Origin of the sequence: Stappia sediminis (genome assembly GCF_009826895.1) — a bacterium.
GTDB classification, from domain to species: domain Bacteria; phylum Pseudomonadota; class Alphaproteobacteria; order Rhizobiales; family Stappiaceae; genus Hongsoonwoonella; species Hongsoonwoonella sediminis.
Genome location: NZ_WUMV01000010.1, coordinates 235,018 through 254,376, shown reverse-complemented (window position 1 = coordinate 254,376; position 19,359 = coordinate 235,018). Strand labels below are relative to the sequence as shown.

At 59.6% G+C, this 19,359-nt stretch carries 17 protein-coding genes; 6 read left to right on the top strand and 11 right to left on the bottom strand.

The window, feature by feature from the left end; translation table 11 throughout:
• Positions 1-63 precede the first annotated feature (63 nt).
• The 3 genes from GR183_RS21320 to puuE form a co-directional block, all read right to left on the bottom strand.
• Positions 64-1,491 carry a uracil-xanthine permease family protein gene (locus tag GR183_RS21320; protein WP_208999951.1) on the bottom strand — a complete coding sequence of 476 codons (1,428 nt, stop codon included), beginning with the start codon at positions 1,489-1,491 and terminating at the stop codon, positions 64-66.
• Positions 1,492-1,608: 117 nt separating this feature from the next.
• A complete protein-coding gene (locus tag GR183_RS21315; RefSeq protein WP_160777695.1) occupies positions 1,609-2,442 on the bottom strand; it encodes a bifunctional allantoicase/(S)-ureidoglycine aminohydrolase in 834 nt (277 codons plus the stop codon).
• 58 nt (positions 2,443-2,500) lie between these two features.
• The gene (gene puuE / locus GR183_RS21310; protein ID WP_160777694.1) at positions 2,501-3,922 is read right to left on the bottom strand and encodes an allantoinase PuuE; all 1,422 of its coding nucleotides are present in this window, start codon (positions 3,920-3,922) and stop codon (positions 2,501-2,503) included.
• A 165-nt stretch (positions 3,923-4,087) separates the two neighbouring features.
• Between puuE and uraH the strand changes: the two genes are divergently transcribed.
• A complete protein-coding gene (uraH, locus tag GR183_RS21305) occupies positions 4,088-4,450 on the top strand; it encodes a hydroxyisourate hydrolase (RefSeq protein ID WP_160777693.1) in 363 nt (120 codons plus the stop codon).
• Positions 4,451-4,456: 6 nt separating this feature from the next.
• Here uraH and GR183_RS21300 read toward each other — a convergent pair whose 3' ends face one another.
• Positions 4,457-5,368 carry a LysR family transcriptional regulator gene (locus GR183_RS21300; protein ID WP_160777692.1) on the bottom strand — a complete coding sequence of 304 codons (912 nt, stop codon included), beginning with the start codon at positions 5,366-5,368 and terminating at the stop codon, positions 4,457-4,459.
• 110 nt (positions 5,369-5,478) lie between these two features.
• Between GR183_RS21300 and GR183_RS21295 the strand changes: the two genes are divergently transcribed.
• On the top strand, positions 5,479-6,711 hold the full coding sequence (locus GR183_RS21295; RefSeq protein WP_160777691.1) for a urate hydroxylase PuuD: 1,233 nt from the start codon (positions 5,479-5,481) through the stop codon (positions 6,709-6,711).
• A gap of 33 nt (positions 6,712-6,744) precedes the next feature.
• On the opposite strand, the gene GR183_RS21290 is transcribed toward GR183_RS21295, so the two are convergent.
• Positions 6,745-7,479: an SDR family oxidoreductase gene (locus tag GR183_RS21290; protein ID WP_160777690.1), complete on the bottom strand. Its 735-nt coding sequence runs from the start codon at positions 7,477-7,479 to the stop codon at positions 6,745-6,747.
• Positions 7,480-7,495: 16 nt separating this feature from the next.
• Positions 7,496-9,028 (bottom strand): D-arabinonate dehydratase, encoded by a 1,533-nt coding sequence (locus GR183_RS21285; RefSeq protein ID WP_208999950.1) that lies wholly within the window; start codon positions 9,026-9,028, stop codon positions 7,496-7,498.
• A gap of 62 nt (positions 9,029-9,090) precedes the next feature.
• Between GR183_RS21285 and GR183_RS21280 the strand changes: the two genes are divergently transcribed.
• Positions 9,091-9,837: a GntR family transcriptional regulator gene (locus GR183_RS21280; RefSeq protein ID WP_160777688.1), complete on the top strand. Its 747-nt coding sequence runs from the start codon at positions 9,091-9,093 to the stop codon at positions 9,835-9,837.
• Here GR183_RS21280 and GR183_RS21275 read toward each other — a convergent pair.
• Both GR183_RS21275 and GR183_RS21270 read right to left on the bottom strand, forming a co-directional pair.
• On the bottom strand, positions 9,826-10,668 hold the full coding sequence (locus GR183_RS21275; protein WP_312846874.1) for an amidohydrolase family protein: 843 nt from the start codon (positions 10,666-10,668) through the stop codon (positions 9,826-9,828). The two genes, GR183_RS21280 and GR183_RS21275, sit on opposite strands and share 12 nt — an antisense overlap.
• 10 nt (positions 10,669-10,678) lie before the next feature.
• Positions 10,679-11,707 carry an aldo/keto reductase gene (locus tag GR183_RS21270; protein ID WP_160777686.1) on the bottom strand — a complete coding sequence of 343 codons (1,029 nt, stop codon included), beginning with the start codon at positions 11,705-11,707 and terminating at the stop codon, positions 10,679-10,681.
• 101 nt (positions 11,708-11,808) lie between these two features.
• Here GR183_RS21270 and GR183_RS21265 point away from each other — a divergent pair, with 101 nt between their 5' ends.
• Genes GR183_RS21265 through GR183_RS21255 form a run of 3 tightly spaced genes read left to right on the top strand, consistent with a single transcriptional unit; the run spans position 11,809 to position 15,220 of the window.
• Entirely contained in the window at positions 11,809-12,621 is an 813-nt protein-coding gene (locus tag GR183_RS21265; protein ID WP_160777685.1) for a BtpA/SgcQ family protein, read from the top strand.
• Positions 12,621-13,721, top strand: coding sequence for a M42 family metallopeptidase (locus GR183_RS21260; protein WP_160777684.1), 1,101 nt, complete (start codon positions 12,621-12,623; stop codon positions 13,719-13,721). The genes GR183_RS21265 and GR183_RS21260 overlap by 1 nt, the downstream gene beginning before the upstream one ends.
• Positions 13,721-15,220, top strand: a complete 1,500-nt coding sequence (locus GR183_RS21255; protein WP_160777683.1) for an FGGY-family carbohydrate kinase — start codon at positions 13,721-13,723, stop codon at positions 15,218-15,220. The genes GR183_RS21260 and GR183_RS21255 overlap by 1 nt, the downstream gene beginning before the upstream one ends.
• Positions 15,221-15,283: 63 nt before the next feature.
• Here GR183_RS21255 and GR183_RS21250 read toward each other — a convergent pair whose 3' ends face one another.
• The 3 genes from GR183_RS21250 to GR183_RS21240 all read right to left on the bottom strand — a co-directional run bounded on the left by GR183_RS21250 (position 15,284) and on the right by GR183_RS21240 (position 19,165).
• Complete coding sequence (locus GR183_RS21250) at positions 15,284-16,204, bottom strand: carbohydrate ABC transporter permease (protein ID WP_160777682.1); 921 nt, start codon at positions 16,202-16,204, stop codon at positions 15,284-15,286.
• Between the two features lies 1 nt (position 16,205).
• Positions 16,206-17,312: a carbohydrate ABC transporter permease gene (locus GR183_RS21245; protein WP_160777681.1), complete on the bottom strand. Its 1,107-nt coding sequence runs from the start codon at positions 17,310-17,312 to the stop codon at positions 16,206-16,208.
• Positions 17,313-17,482: 170 nt separating this feature from the next.
• Positions 17,483-19,165, bottom strand: coding sequence for a type 2 periplasmic-binding domain-containing protein (locus GR183_RS21240; RefSeq protein WP_160777680.1), 1,683 nt, complete (start codon positions 19,163-19,165; stop codon positions 17,483-17,485).
• Positions 19,166-19,359 lie beyond the last annotated feature (194 nt).

Sequence of the window (19,359 nt, the reverse complement as noted above, 5' to 3'; positions counted from 1 at the left end):
CGTCGAGTATCGAAAAACAGGCCCGGGCGATTGCCCGGGCCTGTTTGCGTTTCTTTGAGCCGGTCATTCTGCCGGGTCGTTCTTCAGCCCCGCTCCGTGGCCCGCCAGACCGCCGGAAACCTCTTCAGTCGATTCTTCCGAAAGGTGTTCGGGCAGGACGAGATTGAGGACGATGGCTATGAATGCGGCGGGCAGCAGGCCCGACGTCATCAGGATGCGCAGCGTATCGGGCAGATATTGCAGCGCCTTCGGTTCGAGCTGCAGGCCGAGGCCCAGTGAAAGCGCCACGGCGAAGATCACCATGTTGCGGCGGTTCCAGTCGACGTCGGAGAGCATGGATATGCCAGCCGCCACGACCATGCCGAACATCACGATCACACCGCCGCCGAGAACCTCGATCGGAACGGTTGAGATAATCGCGCCAACCTTCGGAACCAGCCCACAAAAGATAAGGAATATCGCGCCGATCGTTACCACGTGCCGGCTCATGACGCCTGTCATGGCAATCAGGCCGACGTTCTGGCTGAATGAAGTATTGGGAAGGGCGCCGAAAATGCCTGCGATGGCGGTGCCGAAACCGTCTGCGTAGGTCGCACCGGCGATTTCCTTGTCGGTTGCCTCGCGCCCCGCGCCACCCTTCGTGATGCCGGAAACGTCGCCGACGGTTTCAACTGCCGAAACGAACGCCATGAGACAGAAGCCGACGACGGCTGCCAGGCTGAATTCGAAACCGAAGTGGAAAGGTGCGGGCACCTGGAAGACGGCCGCGCGCTCGACATTTGCGAAACTCACCATGCCAAGCAGATAGGCGACCGCATATCCCGCAAGAAGGCCTATCAGTACGGCAGAGACGGAAAGCATCCCACGAGCGAAGAATTTAAGCCCGAGGGTGACCAGGATGACGATGCCTGCGACCGACCAGTTGAGAAGGCTGCCGTATTCCGGCTTGTCGACTGCCGGAACGCCGCCGGCCGCGTACTGGATACCCACCTTCACGAGGGCCAGGCCGATCATCGTCACAACGAGGCCGGTGACGAGCGGGGGAAGGGCGAAGCGGATCTTGCCGATCACGGTGCCGAGTGACGCATGGAAGAGGCCGCCGAGCACGACGCCGCCGAAGAGCGCGGGAAGCGCTTCCACGCCCTTGCCCGCGACCAGCGGTATCATGATCGGCAGAAAGGCAAAGCTTGTTCCCTGCACGATCGGGAGCCGGGCCCCGACGGGGCCGAAGCCGATGGTCTGGAAAAGCGTGGCGATGCCGGCGAAGAGCATCGACATCTGGATCATGTAGATCAGCGAAGGAAAATCCGGAGAGTTCGAGCCGAAGCCGAAGCCGGCGGCGCCTGCGATTATGATTGCCGGCGTAACGTTGGAAACGAACATCGCCAGCACGTGCTGGATACCGAGCGGGATCGCCTTGGCGATCGGTGGGGTGTAATTCGGGTCTTTCAACTGCGCCGGGGTACCAATCCCCGTATCCGCCAATGCCATGGTATTCTCCTCCATGTGACATGCCACGTGCTCTATCGCCCTCTGGATTGTTTTTTTGAGCGATATTTACGGTGATTACTCCGGTGCCTGGTGCGCCGGAAAGGTCGGGTTTTCTCCTTACGACAGCGTTCCACCCAGTTTGGCGTGTCTGTTTACGTCCTTGTAAAGAAGGTAACGGAAGGGACCCGGGCCGCCCGCGTAGCAGGCCTGCGGACAGAAGGCGCGGAGCCACATGTAGTCGCCGGCTTCCACTTCGACCCAATCCTGGTTCAGCCGGTAGACGGCCTTGCCTTCCAGCACGTAAAGCCCGTGCTCCATGACGTGCGTTTCGGCAAATGGAATGACGGCGCCCGGCTGAAAGGTGACGATGTTGACGTGCATGTCATGACGCACGTCTTCAGGGTCGACGAAGCGCGTGGTCGCCCATTTACCGTCGGTGTCGGGCATCGGTGTCGGTTCGATTTCCCGCTCGTTGGTAACGAAGGCCCGAGGCACCTCGATCCCTTCGACTCGCTCATAGGCCTTTCTCACCCAGTGGAAGCGAACGGGCGTTGCTCCCTCATTCTTCAGGGTCCAGGCGCAGGCCGGAGGCAGGAAGGCATAGCCCCCGGCTTGCAGCGCGTGAGTGCGCCCGTCGACCGTGAGCGACATTGCGCCTTCGACCACGAAGAGCACGCCCTCCGCTGTGGGGTCGAGTTCCGGCTTCTCGCTGCCGCCACCGGGCGCGACTTCCATGATGTATTGTGAAAAGGTCTCGGCAAATCCGGACAGAGGCCGGGAAATGATCCAGGCTCGCGTCTTGTCCCAGAACGGCAGGACGCTGGTGACGATATCCGTCATCACACCCTTCGGGATGACGGCATAGGCCTGGGTAAAGACCGCGCGATCGGTCAGTAGCTGCGTTTGCCCCGGCAGCCCGCCATGTGGTGCGTAGTAGGTGCTGGCGGTCATTTTCCTGTCCTCATCCTTTGCGCATCGAGAGCGTCTTCGCCGTCGACATCGGTCCTGTTCAATCGAGCATTTCGTTCAGGCGAAAGCGCGCGATGCGCTCCACCTGGCGGCAAGCCGTGGCGAACTCGGTATCTCGGTCGTTCTCGATACGCTGTTCGAAAGCTAGCAATATTTGTGCCTTGTCGAGCCCCTTGACCGCGATGATGAAGGGGAAGCCGAACTTGTCCGTGTAGGCTTCGTTCAGGATCGTGAAGCGCTCGCGTTCGTCGTCCGTCAGGGCATCGAGGCCGGCGCCTGCTTGCTCCTTCGTCGATTCCGCTGTCAGGCGTTTGGCGGCTGCCAGTTTTCCCGCAAGATCGGGATGTGCCCTCAAGACCGCGAGCTTTTCTTCATCGCTGGCAAGGCGGAACTTTATGCAAAGTGCCGAATGCAGCCCGACGGCGGTATCGTGAGCCGGGCCAAACTCGCCATCCCATGCCCGCTCGGCGATCCAGGGCGAATGCTCAAAGATGCCGCCAAAGGCTTCGACGAAAGTTTCGCGCTCCATTTGAGACGGCGCGAGGCTTGCGGCTTTTGGCGGATGATGTCTCGCCCAGTGTCGGGCTATATCGATCCGCCTTGAAAACCAGACGTTTCCTCGGGATTTGGCGTATTCGATGAACCGCTTCAGTGCGGCTGTACGCCCGGGACGACCGACAAGGCGACAGTGCAGGCCGATGGACATCATTTTCGGGCTGCCCGCTTCGCCTTCGGCATAAAGCGTGTCGAAACTGTCCTTCAGATAGGAGAAGAACTGGTCGCCCGAGTTGAAGCCCTGCGCGGTGGCAAAGCGCATGTCGTTTGCGTCGAGGGTATAGGGGATGATGAGCTGATCGCGCCCTTCATGATGGCGCCAGTAGGGCAGATCATCCGCGTAGGTATCCGAAATATAGTCGAAGCCGCCTTCCTCCGTTACCAGATCGACCGTATTGAGCGAACATCGGCCCGTGTACCATCCTCGCGGACGCTCGCCGGTTACGGCTTCATGCAGGCGGATTGCCTCTTTTATGGTCTCGCGTTCTTCCTCGACTGCGTAGTCCTTGTGCTCGACCCACTTGAGACCGTGCGACGCGATCTCCCAGCCGGCAGCCAGCATGGCTTCCACCTGCGCCGGAGAGCGGGCGAGCGCCGTTGCGACACCGTAAACGGTTATCGGAATTGCCTGTTCGGTGAATAGCCGGTGCAGCCGCCAGAAGCCGGCGCGCGCGCCGTACTCGTAAATCGATTCCATGTTCCAGTGGCGCTGGCCCGGCCACTGCGCGGCACCGACGATTTCGGACAGGAAAGCTTCGGACGCTTCGTCGCCATGGAGAATGCAGTTCTCGCCGCCTTCCTCGTAGTTCAGCACAAACTGAACGGCGATCTTCGCCCCATCCGGCCAGTTGGCATTCGGCGGATTCTCACCATAGCCGTGAAGGTCGCGCGGATAGCGTTGGTTCACTCAACATCCCCTCAATAGAGTTCGCTTAAGGCGTGGATTTCACGTATATCGCAAAATAATCACCATCGGCTTCAAAAAGAAATTGAAGAACCTTCAGGAAGCTTGCCATTTTCAATCGACCTTCGTTTGCGAATAAATGCGAGGGTGAATCTTATGGAGCCAAAAATGTCAGACAGCGCGGGCTATGTGACGACGCATATCCTCGACACAGCGAATGGCTGTCCTGCCGCCAACGTCAGGATCGTGGCCTATCGCATAGAAGGTGACCGTCGGGAAGAGTTGGTGGATATCAGTACGAATCACGATGGCAGAACCGATCAGCCGGTGATCGGCAAAGGCAGTCTTCGCGCGGGCGTCTATGAAATCGATTTTCATATCGGAGACTACTTCAAGGCGCGCGGACTTGAGAGCGCTACGCCCTTTCTGGATGTGGTTCCGGTACGGTTCGGGATCGACGATGCAGGCGAACATTATCATGTGCCGCTGCTGGCATCGCCCTTCGGGTACTCGACCTATCGCGGAAGCTGACGGTAGTCAGGAGCCTAGCTCGATCGCTGTGCGGCAGCCTTCCACGATGTGTTCGATAAAGAGCCGGGCTTTAGGATCCTGCAGGCGTTTGTGCGGATAGACGCATGAAAACGGCAGTGGCGTGGGCGGCGTGTCCGCGGCGACTTTCATGAGGTCTCCCGCTTCGATGAGCGCCGCCACTTCGAAAAGCGGTTTGTTGACGATACCGCAGCCGGCGAGCGCCCATGATGTCAGGACGTCTCCGTCATCCGATTCCAGGGAGCCCGATACGTCGTATCTTTTCAGCTTTCCGCCTTCCTTGAGCACCCAGAAGAATTCCGCGGCTCCCGGATAGCGCAACAGCAGGCATTTGTGAGCCTGGGCCATCAGATCGTCGCCGCTTCGGGGCATTCCATGTTCGGCGATATAGGAGGGCGATGCGCATAGTACGCGCTCGAAGTCGCAGATGTGGCGTACCCGCAGTTCTGAATCCGTCAGATCGCCGGTGACGAAGGCGAGGTCCAGCCCTTCGTTCGCGACATCGATCTTCCTGTCGGAAAGGCGCAGCCGCACATTTATGTCCGGGTACATTTCCTTGAATTCAGGGATCAGCGGGGTGATGAGCTTCTTTCCAAGCCCGAGAGGTGCTGCGACGAAGAGCGTTCCCTTCGGACTTGAGGTGATTTCCGCGATCTGGCTTTCCACCTGGTCGATCGTCTCCAGAATCCGCGTCGCACCCTTGTAGAAGACCTCGCCTTGCTGGGTCGGGCGCAGGCTGCGCGTCGTGCGGTGAAAGAGGCGCACGCCGAGATGTTTTTCCAACTCGGATATCCTGCTGCTCGCAACCGCAGCAGAAACGCGCAGGTCTCGCCCCGCTGCCGACATGCTTCCCAGTTCGTAGACCCTGACGAACGTCTTGAGATTGCTCACATATGCCATGTCGGACGGCTCATTATTCGGAAAAATTTGAAAGTGCTTGGAATTTAAACCGCTTCCTAATGCGCGGCAAATTTGCAAAGAGCAGAAGGAAGAAAGATGAGGGGAAAGCCATGTTTGACTTTGCAATCTGGTGGGACTGGCTGTCGTTTGCGGTGCGTTGGCTGCACGTGATCACCGGCATTGCCTGGATCGGATCGTCGTTTTATTTCATCGCGCTCGATCTCGGCCTGCGCAAAAGCCCGGATCTGCCGGCCGGTGCGTATGGCGAGGAATGGCAGGTTCATGGCGGTGGCTTCTACCACATCCAGAAATATCTGGTCGCACCCGAAAGGCTTCCCGAGCATCTGACCTGGTTCAAATGGGAATCCTACGCGACCTGGCTTTCCGGCTTCGCGATGCTCTGCATCGTCTATTACGCAGGCGCGGAACTCTATCTCGTCGATCCCAACGTTCTCGACATTTCGGCGACGACCGGCATCCTGATTTCGCTCGCTTCCATCGGTATAGGCTGGGTCTTCTACGATCTTCTGTGCAAGTCGCCACTGGGCAAGGACAACGCGAAGCTGATGCTGCTTCTCATGGTCGTGCTCGTCGCCATGGCATGGGGCTATACGCAGGTGTTTACGGGCAGGGCGGCCTTGCTGCACCTCGGCGCGTTCACTGCAACGATCATGTCGGCGAACGTCTTCCTCATCATCATTCCGAACCAGAAGAAGGTCGTTGCCGCGTTGAAAGCCGGTGAAACGCCCGATCCGGCCCTGGGCGCCCAGGCCAAGCAGCGTTCCACGCACAACAACTACCTTACATTGCCGGTTCTCTTCCTCATGCTGTCGAACCACTACCCGCTGGCATTCGGCACGGAGTTCAATTGGGTTATCGCGTCGCTGGTGTTTCCGATGGGCGCACTCATCCGCCACTACTTCAACTCACGCCACTCCGGGACGGGCAATCCGGTTTGGACATGGCCGGCGGCGGCCGTCATCTTCATTGCCATAATCTGGCTGTCGACGATGCCGCGTGCGGGTTCGGACGCCGTCGATGAAGCCGAGCTCACCGTCCACGAACAGCAGTTCGCGAGTGCCGAGCATTTCGAAGAGGTGCGCGACACCGTGCTTGGCCGCTGCTCCATGTGTCACGCTGACGAGCCGTATTGGGAAGGCATCCGAACTGCGCCCAAGGGTGTGAAGCTGGAGACCGATGCCGAGGTCGCGAAGCACGCCCGCGAAATCTACATTCAGGCTGGCCGCAGCAACGCCATGCCGCCCGCGAACGTCAGCTTCATCACCGATGAGGAGCGCGATCTGATCGTCGCCTGGTACGAAAAAGCGGTGAAGGAGCAATAGAGGCCCACAGGCTTTTGCGGCGTTGCCGGCGTGTCAGACGTTCGTCCAGCCGCCGTCGATCGCGATCGCCTGTCCGGTGATGAAGCTGCTCCTGTCGCTTGCAAGGAACACGGCCAGATCGGCGATTTCCTCCGGTTCGCCGATGCGCCCCATCGGCTGACGCGCGATGAAGGCCGCGCGTGCGGTCTCGTAATCTCCCATGGCCTTCATCCGCTCCCGAAGTGACGGGCTTTCCACTGTGGCAGGGCAGATTGCGTTGGCTCGTATTCCCTTCGTAATGAAATCGGCGGCGATGGATTTCATCATGCCGATCACAGCCGCTTTCGTTGCGCCGTAAACGAAGCGGTTCGGCGCGGCAATGATGGATGACGCAGCGGACGACATGAAGACGATCGACCCGCCGCCCGCGTCGAGCATTGCGGGAAGGAACGCGCGCGTAACGTTGTATGTCGCTTTGACGTTCAGGTTGAAGCTGAAATCGAAGTCATCTTCCTCGCAGTCGAGGATCGTGCCGTTATGGACGAAACCCGCGCAGTTGAAGAGGATATCGACGGCTCCAACTTCCTCTGCCATCGCCTTTACGGCGGCCTTGTCCATAACGTCCAGGCGCTTGGGCGTGATCCTTTCGCCTTCGATCTCTCCCAACGCGGTTTCGTTTATATCGGTGGCGATGACCTCGGCGCCTTCCGCCGCGAATGCCTTTGCCGTGGCCAAGCCTATGCCTGCGCCTGCGGCGGTGATGAATGCCTTTTTTCCCTGAAGAAGCATGTTTCCTCCCACCAATTCACATTACCGCGCCGATCTGCCAGGGCACGAACTCGACCCCGCCGAAGCCGAGCGCTTCGCTCTTGGTCTTTTCGCCGGAGGCGATACGGATGAAATGCTCGAAAATTTCCCGGCCCTTCTCCTCCACGCTCACGTCGCCGGAGACGATATCGCCGCAGTTGATGTCCATGTCCTCCTGCATGCGGCCATACATTTCCGTATTGGTGGCGAGCTTGATGCAGGGTGTCGGCTTGTAACCGGAAACCGAGCCGCGGCCTGTCGTGAAGGCGACCAGCGTCGAGCCTGATGCGATCTGGCCCGTTACGGAGCAGGGGTCGTAGCCAGGGCTGTCCATATAGAGAAATCCGCGCTGCGTGACCGGTTCGGCGAACTTTAGAACGTCCGTCAGCGGGGCTGTACCGCCCTTGGCGACAGCGCCGAGGGACTTTTCCAGGATCGTGGTAAGCCCACCGCGTTTGTTGCCGGGTGAGGGGTTGTTGTCCATCTCGCCGCCGTTGCGGGCGGTATAATCCTCCCACCAGCGGATGCGCTCGATCAGTTTCTCTCCCACTTCCCGACTCACGGCACGGCGCGTCAGCAGATGCTCGGCGCCATAGATCTCAGGCGTTTCGGAGAGGATCGTCGTGCCGCCATGGCGCACGAGAAGGTCCGAGGCATGGCCGAGTGCCGGATTGGCCGTAATGCCGGAGTAACCGTCCGAACCGCCGCACTGAAGACCGATCGTCAGGTGGCTGATAGGCGCTGGAGCGCGCGTAGCCTTATCGGCGGATTTCGCCATATCCCTGAGCGCTTCCAGCCCTTGTTCGATCGTCTTGCGCGTGCCGCCGGACTGCTGGATTGTCATGTAGCGGAAGTTGCCGTCCTCCCGCATCCTGCGCTCGCCGATGAGGTCGGGTATCTGCATGACTTCGCAACCGAGGCCGATCAGCAGAATGCCTGCGAAATTCGGATGGGCCGCGAAGCCGGACAGTGTCCGGAAAAGCGTGCGGTATCCCTCGTCCTTGGAGGACATGCCGCAGCCGGTCTGGTGGGTTATCGGCACGACGCCGTCGATGTTGGCGAACTCATCGCAAAGTCCGCTTCGCTCCGCAGCTTCGGCGATAAAGCGTGCGACACTTCCCGAGCAGTTCACGGAAGTCAGGACGCCCAGATAGTTTCTTGTTCCGACCTTGCCATCCGCACGGTGATATCCGTCGAAAAACCTTTCTTCCTCGATCGCGGGAAGGGGGATGGATTCGCTTGCATGACCATAGTCGCGGCTGTGTTCGCCCATGCCCAGATTATGGGAGTGGACATGAGAGCCCGCGGGAATGTCTTCTTTGGCATATCCGATTATCTGTCCGTAACGCAGTACCGGGCTGCCTTTCGCGATATCGGCGATGGCGACCTTATGGCCCCTTCCGATTTCGTCGCGCGTGGCGACCTGGATGTCGTCGAGATTTATTCCTGCAGCGAGATTCGCGAGAGCTACCGCAACGCTGTCTGAGGGATTCAGGCGAATGACCTGACGTCCTGCGCTTGCCATGACCATGGTCCTTTTGTACTTCCGGCGGCAGTGGTTGACACAACCTTACCTAAAGCTAACATGTTAGCATGTTGCAAGGCCAAAGCGACCATCTTAAGGAACGAGATCCGGAAAGCGGAAGATTTCGCTCGCTTGACGCATTCAGCGGTTCGCTGGCGGCCCGTACATATTTGTCCTTGCGTGAGGCGATCCTCGATCTCAGATGCCGGCCCGGCGAACCTCTGCGGAAGGCGGAAATCTGCGAAACGCTTGGAATTTCAAGATCGCCTGCGGCTGAGGCGATCGCTCGCCTCGCGGCGGAAGGCCTTGTCGAAGTCGTGCCGCAAGCAGGTACTTTCGTTGCGCGTTTTTCAATGGATGAAATCCGCGAAGGCGCCTTTCTGCGCGAGGCGATAGAACTTGCCGCGATGGAAACGCTTGCACCGGCAATCACGGATGAGCAACTTGTGCGCTTGCGACGGAACATTCGTGTCCAGGAGGCGTTGATCGAAGACGGGGACTATGCCGGCTTCTATAAGCTTGACCGAGAATTCCACGAATTGATCCTGTCGTTTACCGGCTACCGGAAGCTTATCCAGGTTGCCGAAAGTGCGTGGGTGCATGTCAATCGTGCTCGCCGACTTGTCCTTCCCGTACCTGGGCGGGTGGCCGCCACGCTCGACGAACATCGGGCGATCTTGAAGGCCTTGGAAAAACGGAACCCGGAACTTGCACGCAAGGAAATGCGCGACCATCTACGCCAGCTCATGACGTTCCTTGCGCCGCTGGAGAAGGAACATCCCGACCTTTTCGAGCCGAAAAAATCAAATTCCTAACCGGTAGAATTCCGTGGCGGTTTCTCCGAAAATTCTCTTCCTTTCCTTGGTCGAAAGGTGAGCCGTCAGGTCTTCCGCGACCATTCTCCAATTGGAGTATTGGGCCCGAAGCCGGCAAACCGGCCAGTCCGACCCCCACATCACGCGCTCGGCGCCGAATTCCGAAAGCACATGTTCCGCGTAGGGTTTCAGGTCCTCCGTCGCCCAGGCTTCGGAAGCTTCGGTTACGAGCCCGGACAGCTTGCAGAAGGCATTCGTCTCCTTTGCAAGTCGTGACATACCGTTTGCCCAGTGCTGAAAGCGCTCCGGCGAATGGTCGCGTATTTCCGGCTTCATGCAGTGATCGATGACCGTGCGCGTATCGGGATAACGCTTCAGGATCGTAAGAAAATTTTCCAGGTGGATCGGAAATCCGAGCGCATCGAAAGTCAAATCCAGTTCGCTCAGGGCTTCGAAACCCCATTGCACGTCGGCGCGCAACATCCAGTCCTTGTCAGGAATGTCCTGGATCATTGGGCGAACGCCGCAAAATTTCGGATGTTTTGCCAGGCGCTCCAGTTGCTTGCGATCTTGCGGGCGCTCGAAGTCCACCCAGCCGACAACCCCGGCGACATGCGGCGTCGCATCGGCAATGCCGAGCAAATATTCGGTTTCTTCGACCGTGGGGGCGGCCTGCACAAGCACGGTCGCGTCAATTCCGTGCGCTTCAAGCTCCGGTGAAAGGTCGGCGGGCATATAGATGCGGGTCAGGATCTTGTCGTCCTTTGGCATCCAGCCGTAGTCGCCGCGTGCCGGGTTCCAGTAGTGCTGGTGTGCGTCAACCTGAGCCACGTCTTGCTCCTCAATCTGTTGGGGCATCCTGCCTCAGGAGGCCTTCGCTCTTCAGATCGGCCCAAAGGGTTGCCGGAATATCGGCCTTGCTCGCTGCGAGATTGGAGCGCACTTCATCGACGCCCTGACCGCCGGGAATAACGGAAACGACCGCCGGATGGTGCAGCGGAAACTGGAAGGCTGCGTCCAGCAGGCGCACGCCATTGCGCCCGCATACGGTCTGTATCTTGCCGACACGATCCAGGATTTCTGGTGGGGCAGGGTCGTAGTTGTAATAGGCGCCCTCGCGTGGCCCGGTCGCCAGGATGCCGGAGTTGTACGCGCCGCCGATCACAATGCCGATGCCGCGTTCCGTGCAGAGCGGAAGGAAGCTGTCGAGAGCTTCCTGTTCCAGAAGGGTGTAGCGGCCAGCGAGCAGGAACAGGTCGAAGTCTCCGCGCTCGGCCATCCACTGGCACGATTGCCATTCGTTTACACCGGCTCCGAAGGCACGGATGACGCCCTGATCCCTCAGTGAAAGCATTGCCTTGTAGCCACCGGATATTAGCTCGTTCAGTTTCTCATCGAGTGCGCTTTGCGTCTTGTGGTTGAAGACGTCGAGATCGTGGGCGTAGAGGATGTCGACCCGGTCGACCCCCAGACGTTCCAGCGAAAACTCCAGTGACCGCATAACGCCGTCATAGGTGTAGTCGTAGATTTCCTTGCGGTTCGGTACGTCGAACCATTTTCCGATACCGTCCCGGGTTTCAGGTGTCGCCGGGCTCAAAAGCCGTCCGACCTTCGTCGAAAGAACATACTCATCGCGCGGTCTGCCGCGAAGAAAACGGTTCAGCCGCGTTTCGGAAAGGCCAAGGCCGTAAAGCGGGGCGGTGTCGAAGTAGCGCACGCCCGACTCCCACGCCAGCGAAAGGGTGGCATGCGCCTCATCATCGCTGATCGCGCGATAAAGGTTGCCAAGTGGCGCGGTGCCGAAGCCCAGTTCGGTAAAGGTCAATCCGCCGTTGCCGATCCTGTCAAAGTGGCGTGTCGCAAGGCTCATCAAACTCTCCCTGTTTTCTAACATGTTAGTATGATTATTATTGGGAACCAATGGGTTCAGCATCGGTGTCTTGTGAAAATTCGAGCGGGGAGATATGCGGCATGAACCGGTTTCAAAAAGCATTTGGACAAAAGAAACCGGTGATCGCGATGGTGCACCTCGGTGCACTGCCGGGTTCTCCGCTCCACGATCGGGAAACGGGCCTTGAGGGGTTGGTGGAAGCAGCACGCGCCGATCTTCTGGCCCTGCAGGCAGCCGGTTTCGATGCTGTAATGTTCGGCAACGAAAACGATCGCCCCTATGAATTTCAGGTCGACACCGCGTCTACGGCGACGATGGCATATGTGATCGGGCGACTGCGCGATGAAATCACGGTGCCCTTCGGCGCGAACGTGCTTTGGGACCCGATGAGCACAGTTGCGCTTGCCGCAGCCACCGGGGCACGGTTCGTGCGCGAAATCTTCACTGGCACCTATGCGTCGGACATGGGCATCTGGAAACCGGATGCGGGCGCGGCCATGCGCTATCGTGACAGGCTGGGATGCGACGATCTCGCCATGCTCTATAACGTTTCCGCCGAGTTCGCGGACAGCCTCGACCGGCGGTCCCTGCCGGACCGCGCAAGGAGCGCCGTCTTTTCGAGCATACCGGATGCTGTGCTCGTTTCCGGCCAGATAACGGGCGAAGCCGCGGCACTATCGGATCTCGAAGCGGTGAAATCGGTTCTCCCGGATACGCCCGTCCTGGCGAATACCGGAGTGAAGCATGAAACGATCGCGGATGTGCTGAGGGTGGCGGACGGTTGCATCGTAGGTTCCGCGCTAAAGGTCGATGGCGACACATGGAAGCCGGTCGATCCCGAGCGTGCGGCTGACTTCATGCAGCGCGCCAGGGCGGCGCGGGGTGAAGGCTGATGAAGGACCGGCTCCGCTCCAATTTGACCGAACTCATGATGATCCCGGGCCTGAGCGGGCATGAGGATCGTGTGCGCAGGTGGATTGCCGAACGCCTTGACGCGGATGGCATTGGGTGCCGATCGGATCGCGCCGGCAATCTTTTCGCCACTTTCGACGGTGATCCCTCGTTGCCCTCCGTCATGGTCTTTGCGCATATGGATCAGCTTGGCTTCATCGTTCGCAAGATCGAAGACGACGGTCTGATCCGCGTTGAGCGGTTGGGCGGTGTGCCGGAGCGTGCGCTGGCCTCCCAGGCGGTTCTGCTTTGCGGGCGGGACGGTCGAGATGTAGCGGGGGTGATCTACAACAAGAGCCATCACGCGACGTTGCCGGAGGAAAAGTACACGGTCCTGAAAGCGGCGGACCTGCGGATCGACACGGGCCACTCCTCTAAGGAAGAGGTTGAAGAAGCCGGAATCTCCATCGGCACGCCGGTGGTCTACATGCCGAATGTCGTCGACTTGGCCGGTGACCGGATAGCAGGCACAAGCATCGACGATCGTGCGGGCTGCGCGGTGCTGATGGAAATCGCAAGCGCATTGCAAGTGCGCGAGACCGGGCCGACGGTTCATCTCGTTTTCTCCGTTCAGGAAGAGTTTAATCTCCGCGGCGCCGTCGTTGCGGCGCAAGCCCTCAAGCCCGATATCGCGATCCAGATCGACCTGATGCTCGCGACCGACACGCCTGAAATGGCGGACCGGAGTGATATGCGCCTCGGCGGCGGGCCGGGCATGAGCCTTTATTCGTTTCACGGGCGCGGCACGCTCAACGGCGTCATCCCACACCCTTCCGTGGTTCGCCTGCTGGAGGAAACGGCGGCGGCCGAAGGAATGCCTCTACAGCGCAGCGCGCAGGTGGGCGTGCTGACCGACCTTTCCTACGTTCAATTGATCGGCGAAGGGGTTCTTTCGGTCGATGTCGGCTTTCCGATGCGCTACTCACATTCAAGCCTTGAGGTCTGCGATCTCGGCGATCTCGAACGACTTTCCAGGCTGCTGATTTCCGCGCTCGCAAGCATCGACGAGGACTTCGAACTCGGGCGCGACGGGGAGGGGTAATGAGCTATACGCTCGGAATTGATATCGGAACTTTTGAATCCAAAGGCGTTATCGTTGATGAGGCGGGCGATATCGTCGCCAGCGCTTCCTCGCCGCATAAAATGATCGTTCCCCAACCGGGCTGGGCGGAACACAGGGCGGATGAGGACTGGTGGCATGATTTCAAGGTCATCAGCCGAGAGCTTTTGGAAACCTCGGGCGTGGACCCATCGGAAATCCATTGTGTCGCGACCAGCGCAATCGGTCCGTGCATGCTGCCCGTCGACGATACCGGCACGCCGTTGATGAACGGCGTTCTCTACGGCGTCGATACGAGAGCGGAAAAGGAAATTGTCGAGCTTGATGAAAGGTTCGGCGCAGACACCATCCTCAAGCGGTGCGGCAATGCGCTGACTTCGCAGTCCGTCGGCCCGAAAATCCTCTGGCTGAAGCGGAACCGACCGGAGGTTTATGAAAAAGCCGCTAAATTCCTGACGTCTACGAGCTATGTTGTTTTCCGCCTCACGGGCGAATACGTCATCGACCACTATACGGCAGCGAATTTTTCTCCGCTTTACGATGTCAGTGTGCAGGACTGGGCAGCCGACTTATCCGAAGGCATCGCCGATGCCTCACGCCTTCCGAAACTGATGTGGTCGACGGAGATCGCGGGGTGCATATCTGCTCAAGCTGCCGCCGAAACCGGCCTGGCGGAGGGTACGCCCGTCACCGCCGGCACGATCGATGCTGCGGCGGAGGCGGTCAGCGTCGGTGTGCGCGAAGCGGGCGACATGATGATGATGTACGGCTCCACCGTGTTCATCATTCTGGTTACGGATAATCGCGTGCAGGATAGCCGCCTGTGGTATGCGCCGTGGCTGTTCCCCGGCACTCACGCCTCCATGGCTGGGCTTGCGACAAGCGGAACCTTGACCCATTGGTTCAGGGACGAATTCGCCACCGAATTATCGAAAGAGGCTGCCTTCGCCACGCTTGCGGAGGAGGCGAGAAGCTCGCCCAAGGGCGCTAAAGGGCTGATCCTGCTGCCATATTTCTCCGGCGAACGGACGCCGATACATGACCCTCGGGCGAAAGGCGCGTTTTTCGGGCTCAACCTCACGCATGGGCGTGGCGATCTTTATCGCGCGCTGCTGGAAGGCATTGCCTACAGCACCGGACATGTGATCGAGACCTACCGCGAGGCCGGTCAGGCGCCGGCTCGCATTTTGGCTGTCGGCGGCGGCACGAAGAACGACGTCTGGCTGCAGGCGACATCGGACATTGGCGGGCTTGACCAGATCGTATGCGAAAAGACCGTGGGCGCTGCCTACGGCGACGCCTTTCTCGCGGCGATCGCGGTCGGAGCAGCGAAACCGGGGGACATCCAGCGCTGGAACCCGCCAAAGTCCACGATCGAGGCGGAAGAGAATGCCGTCTATGCCCGCCAATACCGGCTGTTTCGGGAGCTTTACGAAAGCACGAAACACATCGCCGCTGCCTTGAGCGAAGACGGTGAGTAGCTGTCATTACGGGTCGCGGCGCTGCTTTGAAGCTGCGCCCTGAACCGAATTCGAGGATTTATTCTATTTCACCGCGCCGGCGGCCATGCCCTTGATGATGTAGCGCTCAAGCACGATGCCGATGATGATCAGCGGCAGGATCGCCGCCGTGCTCAGCGCTGCCATCGCCCACCAGTTGATGCCCTGGCTGCCCGTCTGGCTGGCGACCATGACCGGCAGGGTCTTGGCGTCCGTCGATGTCAGAAGAGCGGCGAAGAAATATTCGTTCCAGGTCAGGACAAGGCAGAGGATGAAGGCCGCGACCATTCCCGGAAGCGCGATTGGCAGCACGATCGTGAGAAAAGCTCCCCAGATCGAAAGCCCGTCCACGAGAGCGGCTTCCTCAAGCTCAACCGGAATTGAGGAAAACTGGTCCCGCATGATCCAGATGACGATGGGCAGCACAGTCAGCGTATAGAGCATGACGAGCCCGACGCTCGTATCCAGAAGGTCAAGCTGCTTGTAGAGCACAAGGAACGGGAGGGCGAGAACGACCGGCGGCAGGATAAGCTGGCTTAGGAAGAAGAAGGAGATATCCGGATTCCTCATGAAGCCGAAGCGGTAGCGAAACCGGCTCAGGCCATAGGCCGCCATGCTGCCGAGGATCACTGCAAGCGTCGAGGAGGCCAGTGCCGAAATCGTGGAATTCGTGAAGCGTTTGAGGAATTCCTCACGTACGGTCGATTCCGCCCAGATCGTATCCGGCGAAAGGCCAAGCGATTTCCACCCGAGCCATTTCGGCGCGAAATCGACCAACGGCACCAGATGTCCCTGCATGACGTTCGGCGCCATCTTGAAAGATGTCGTTATCGTCCAGTAGATCGGAAACAGGCACACGACGGTCCAGAAAATCAGGATGCCGTAGACCGCGACACGTCCGGAAAACCAGCGCGTTTTTTGTAGCAGGTCGGATTCGCCATCGTGGAATATCTGCTTGTCGGGCATCTCAGTATCTCGGGTTCATCCAGCGGTCGACGAGTTTCATGAAGACGGTGATCGCGACGACGATCAGCACGAGATAAACGATGGCAAGTAGCGTTCCGTAGCCGACATTCGAGCGGTCGCGGTATTCCCGGAAGATGAAGCTCGTCACGCTGTCGGTCGCGCCCCCCGGGCCGCCCGATGTGACGTTGATGATGATGTCGGCAAGCTTCAGCTTGAAGATAATGCGGATCAGGATCGCCGTGATCGAAACCGGCAGCATGAGCGGGAAGGTGATTTCCCAGAAGCCTCGCCACGCGCTTGCGCCATCCACGCGCGCCGCCTCCTGCAATTCGCGCGGGATCGCCTGAAGTCCTGCCAGGATCATGATCATCATGAAGGGGATGAACGTCCATGCATCCATCATCATGATCATGGCTCGGGCGACCTCGGGATCGCCGAAGAACGATGGCCGCTCCCAGCCGAGCCAGCGGGCGAGCCGGGCCAGAGGGCCGAAGCGGATCTCCATCATGGATTTTCCGACCATCCAGCTGACGGCGACGGGCGAGAGCATCAGCGGCATCAGGAAGGCGACCCGGAAGAACTTTCGTGCCTTGATATCGGAGGCAAGCAGCAGCGCAAGGCCGAAGGCCACGGCGTATTCCGCGAGGATCGCCAGCGTGTAATACGCCATGTTTTTCAAAGCGTTCCAGTAGAACGGGTCGTTCCACATCTGGCGCACGTTATCGAAGCCGTTGAATTGGCGCCCGGTCGGCGAGGAGAGGTTCCAGTCGGAAAAGGCTATGCCGAGCGCGAAAACGAGTGGGAATACGACCATCGCCACGACGAAGAGCGCGGCTGGAAGCACGAAGAGGGTGCGTTTTCCCTGTTCGCCGTAAAGCACCACCTGGGCGGCGCACAGGCATACGCTCCAGAAGAGGAATCCATAGAGCGCGGGCCGCCAGTTCGCGAATTCCAGCGCGATATATCCGCCCTCGGCGAGAGCCAATGCCGCGAAGGTCAGCGCCATGACCGCCGCCGAGCCCCAGATCAGCAGTTTTCCGAAGCGCAATCGCATCGGCGTCATGTCGTCGAATGTCACGACGTGGAGAAGATCGCCGTCCTTGCTCATGCGTTCATGCCAAATGCGCTCGTGGTGAATTCAATGGATCGGGTCCTCTTGCCGCGTCGGCGCTTTTGGCCGGCTCGCCAGCAATCAAACAATGCAATTTGCCGGTTTGGAAGGGTAATCGGGATCGAGATAAAAAGGAGCCGGCAGATGGCCGCCGGCTCCAACTGTCGTCAAAGCCCGAGAGAGGCCTTGTAGAGTTCGACCTGACGCTCGCGGCCGATCTGTTCGGTGATCTCTTCCCAGGCCTTGGCGATCGCATCCGCCGTTTCCTGAGCCGAGGCGTATTGACCGGCAAAGCCCTTCGCGAGTTCGTCTTCCGCGACGGAATAGTACTGGAAGATGCCGGGAATGCGCGGTTCGATCGCCGCATTGGGGTGATTGTAGCTGTCGGCGTTCGATCCGAGGTAGTCCTCCACGAAGGCGCGGTCGTAGCCTGCTTCTTCCCATTCGCCATAGTTGAAGTGCGAATTGCGGTAGGGCTGGAAGCCGGACGGGTAGGCGGATGTCCAAAGCGACAGGTCCTTACCACCCAGATGAGCCGCAGCCGACCAGGCGGCTTTCTGCTTCTTGGAGTCCGAATCCACGCGTGCCATTACGTAGACGCCCCAGCCGATGTAGGCCATGTTCGGCGCTTCGTTGGGCCCGCTCGCCAGCGTTTCCCATTCGCCCTTCTTGTGGTTCCAGACATCGTCCGAACCGGGCAGATGACGGAAGCCGACCACATCGCCCACGACCGAGGAATCGGACGTGCGGGCGTTCGAACCGACGTCGCCCCACCAACTGATCATCGAACCGGTGCCGGCAAGAAACTGCTGGAAGGCGGTCGTGCCGGGATCGGCGTTTATCTGATCCGGCGGCTGCGTGGACATGACATCCATCACGTCCTGAATGGCGCGCACGAATGCGGCGTTGTTTACCCGCGGCTTCATGTCCTCGGGATCGAAAAGCCACGCCGGATCGTCGGGGTGCTTCGCGTAAGCGGTTGCCCGCGATTCCAGGAAATAGAAGCCGAAGCCGCCCCATCCCTTCAGCGGGTCCAGATAGCCATGGGCATCAAGGCCTGTGAGCGGGTCTTTCTTGCCGGCCAGGAACTTGGTGTGCTTTTGCACCTGTTGCCATGTCGTCGGCGGCGCCCAGGGCGTGCCGTCGCCTTCCTCGGCCCAGGCCTTGGCGAATTCCTCGTTGTCGTAATAGTCGGTCCGGTAGGCGAAGGTGTGGCAGTCGCCATCGATCGATACGCGGTAGGTCTTGCCGTCCCATGTGCCCACGGGGGCTTTCAGATAGCCGACGTAATCGTCCATATCGATGATGCTTTTCACCCAGTCGGGCATGACGGAGGCAAGGCCGCGGCCGGTCACGTCGCCTTCGAAGGGGGCGCCCATCTCGATGATGTCGAAGTCCACCGTTTGCGTGGCGATGGACTGCTGCAGGCGGGCGTTATAGTCGGCTTGCGCGAGGTCGATCCAGTTGATCTTGGCGCCGGTATAGGCTTCCCACGGCTTCAGGAAGCCGCGGAACAAAAAGTTGTGGAGATTCTGGTTGTTGAGTCCCATGAAGGTGAGTTCGACACCGGCGAATTCCCCTTCCTGAACGACTTCCTTGACGGGTCCGAGACATAGCTCGCCGACTTTCTGCCAATCGGCATCCGTGGGAGAGCCGGCGCCGACGCCCGGAATCTTCAGAATCTGCGCGCGCAGGCTGGCATTGTCCGCAGCCCACGCGGGACGTGCGCTGATGCCGGTCGCCACACCGGAAAACGCGGCAAGCGCGCCGGTACTGGCCATTCCTTTAAGCACGTCGCGCCGGCCGAGCCGCCCCGCGCGCATCAGTTGGTTATACAAATCGACCTTCATGAATGTTCCTCCCTTTGGCAGGCGGTCGGGCGACTTTGGCGGGTGGCGGCGGACGGTAAACTCTGGATTTTTATGGGTATCCGCTGCCGTGTCGCCCCTGACCGGTCGGGTATTGCGCGACCAAGCCTGACCGATTGCAAAAGTGTCACAACGATGTAGGGACCTGTCAAGCTTCTAACATGTTAGCATGTCGA

Bases quoted from the DNA above. Each gene is read 5' to 3' on its own strand.
- GR183_RS21320 (WP_208999951.1), bottom strand. From the start codon at position 1,491: ATGGCATTGGCGGATACGGGGATTGGTACCCCGGCGCAGTTGAAAGAC.
- GR183_RS21315 (WP_160777695.1), bottom strand. From the start codon at position 2,442: ATGACCGCCAGCACCTACTACGCACCACATGGCGGGCTGCCGGGGCAA.
- uraH (WP_160777693.1), top strand. From the start codon at position 4,088: ATGTCAGACAGCGCGGGCTATGTGACGACGCATATCCTCGACACAGCG.
- GR183_RS21300 (WP_160777692.1), bottom strand. From the start codon at position 5,368: ATGGCATATGTGAGCAATCTCAAGACGTTCGTCAGGGTCTACGAACTG.
- GR183_RS21295 (WP_160777691.1), top strand. From the start codon at position 5,479: ATGTTTGACTTTGCAATCTGGTGGGACTGGCTGTCGTTTGCGGTGCGT.
- GR183_RS21290 (WP_160777690.1), bottom strand. From the start codon at position 7,479: ATGCTTCTTCAGGGAAAAAAGGCATTCATCACCGCCGCAGGCGCAGGC.
- GR183_RS21285 (WP_208999950.1), bottom strand. From the start codon at position 9,028: ATGGTCATGGCAAGCGCAGGACGTCAGGTCATTCGCCTGAATCCCTCA.
- GR183_RS21280 (WP_160777688.1), top strand. From the start codon at position 9,091: ATGTTGCAAGGCCAAAGCGACCATCTTAAGGAACGAGATCCGGAAAGC.
- GR183_RS21270 (WP_160777686.1), bottom strand. From the start codon at position 11,707: ATGAGCCTTGCGACACGCCACTTTGACAGGATCGGCAACGGCGGATTG.
- GR183_RS21265 (WP_160777685.1), top strand. From the start codon at position 11,809: ATGAACCGGTTTCAAAAAGCATTTGGACAAAAGAAACCGGTGATCGCG.
- GR183_RS21260 (WP_160777684.1), top strand. From the start codon at position 12,621: ATGAAGGACCGGCTCCGCTCCAATTTGACCGAACTCATGATGATCCCG.
- GR183_RS21255 (WP_160777683.1), top strand. From the start codon at position 13,721: ATGAGCTATACGCTCGGAATTGATATCGGAACTTTTGAATCCAAAGGC.
- GR183_RS21250 (WP_160777682.1), bottom strand. From the start codon at position 16,204: ATGCCCGACAAGCAGATATTCCACGATGGCGAATCCGACCTGCTACAA.
- GR183_RS21245 (WP_160777681.1), bottom strand. From the start codon at position 17,312: ATGAGCAAGGACGGCGATCTTCTCCACGTCGTGACATTCGACGACATG.
- GR183_RS21240 (WP_160777680.1), bottom strand. From the start codon at position 19,165: ATGAAGGTCGATTTGTATAACCAACTGATGCGCGCGGGGCGGCTCGGC.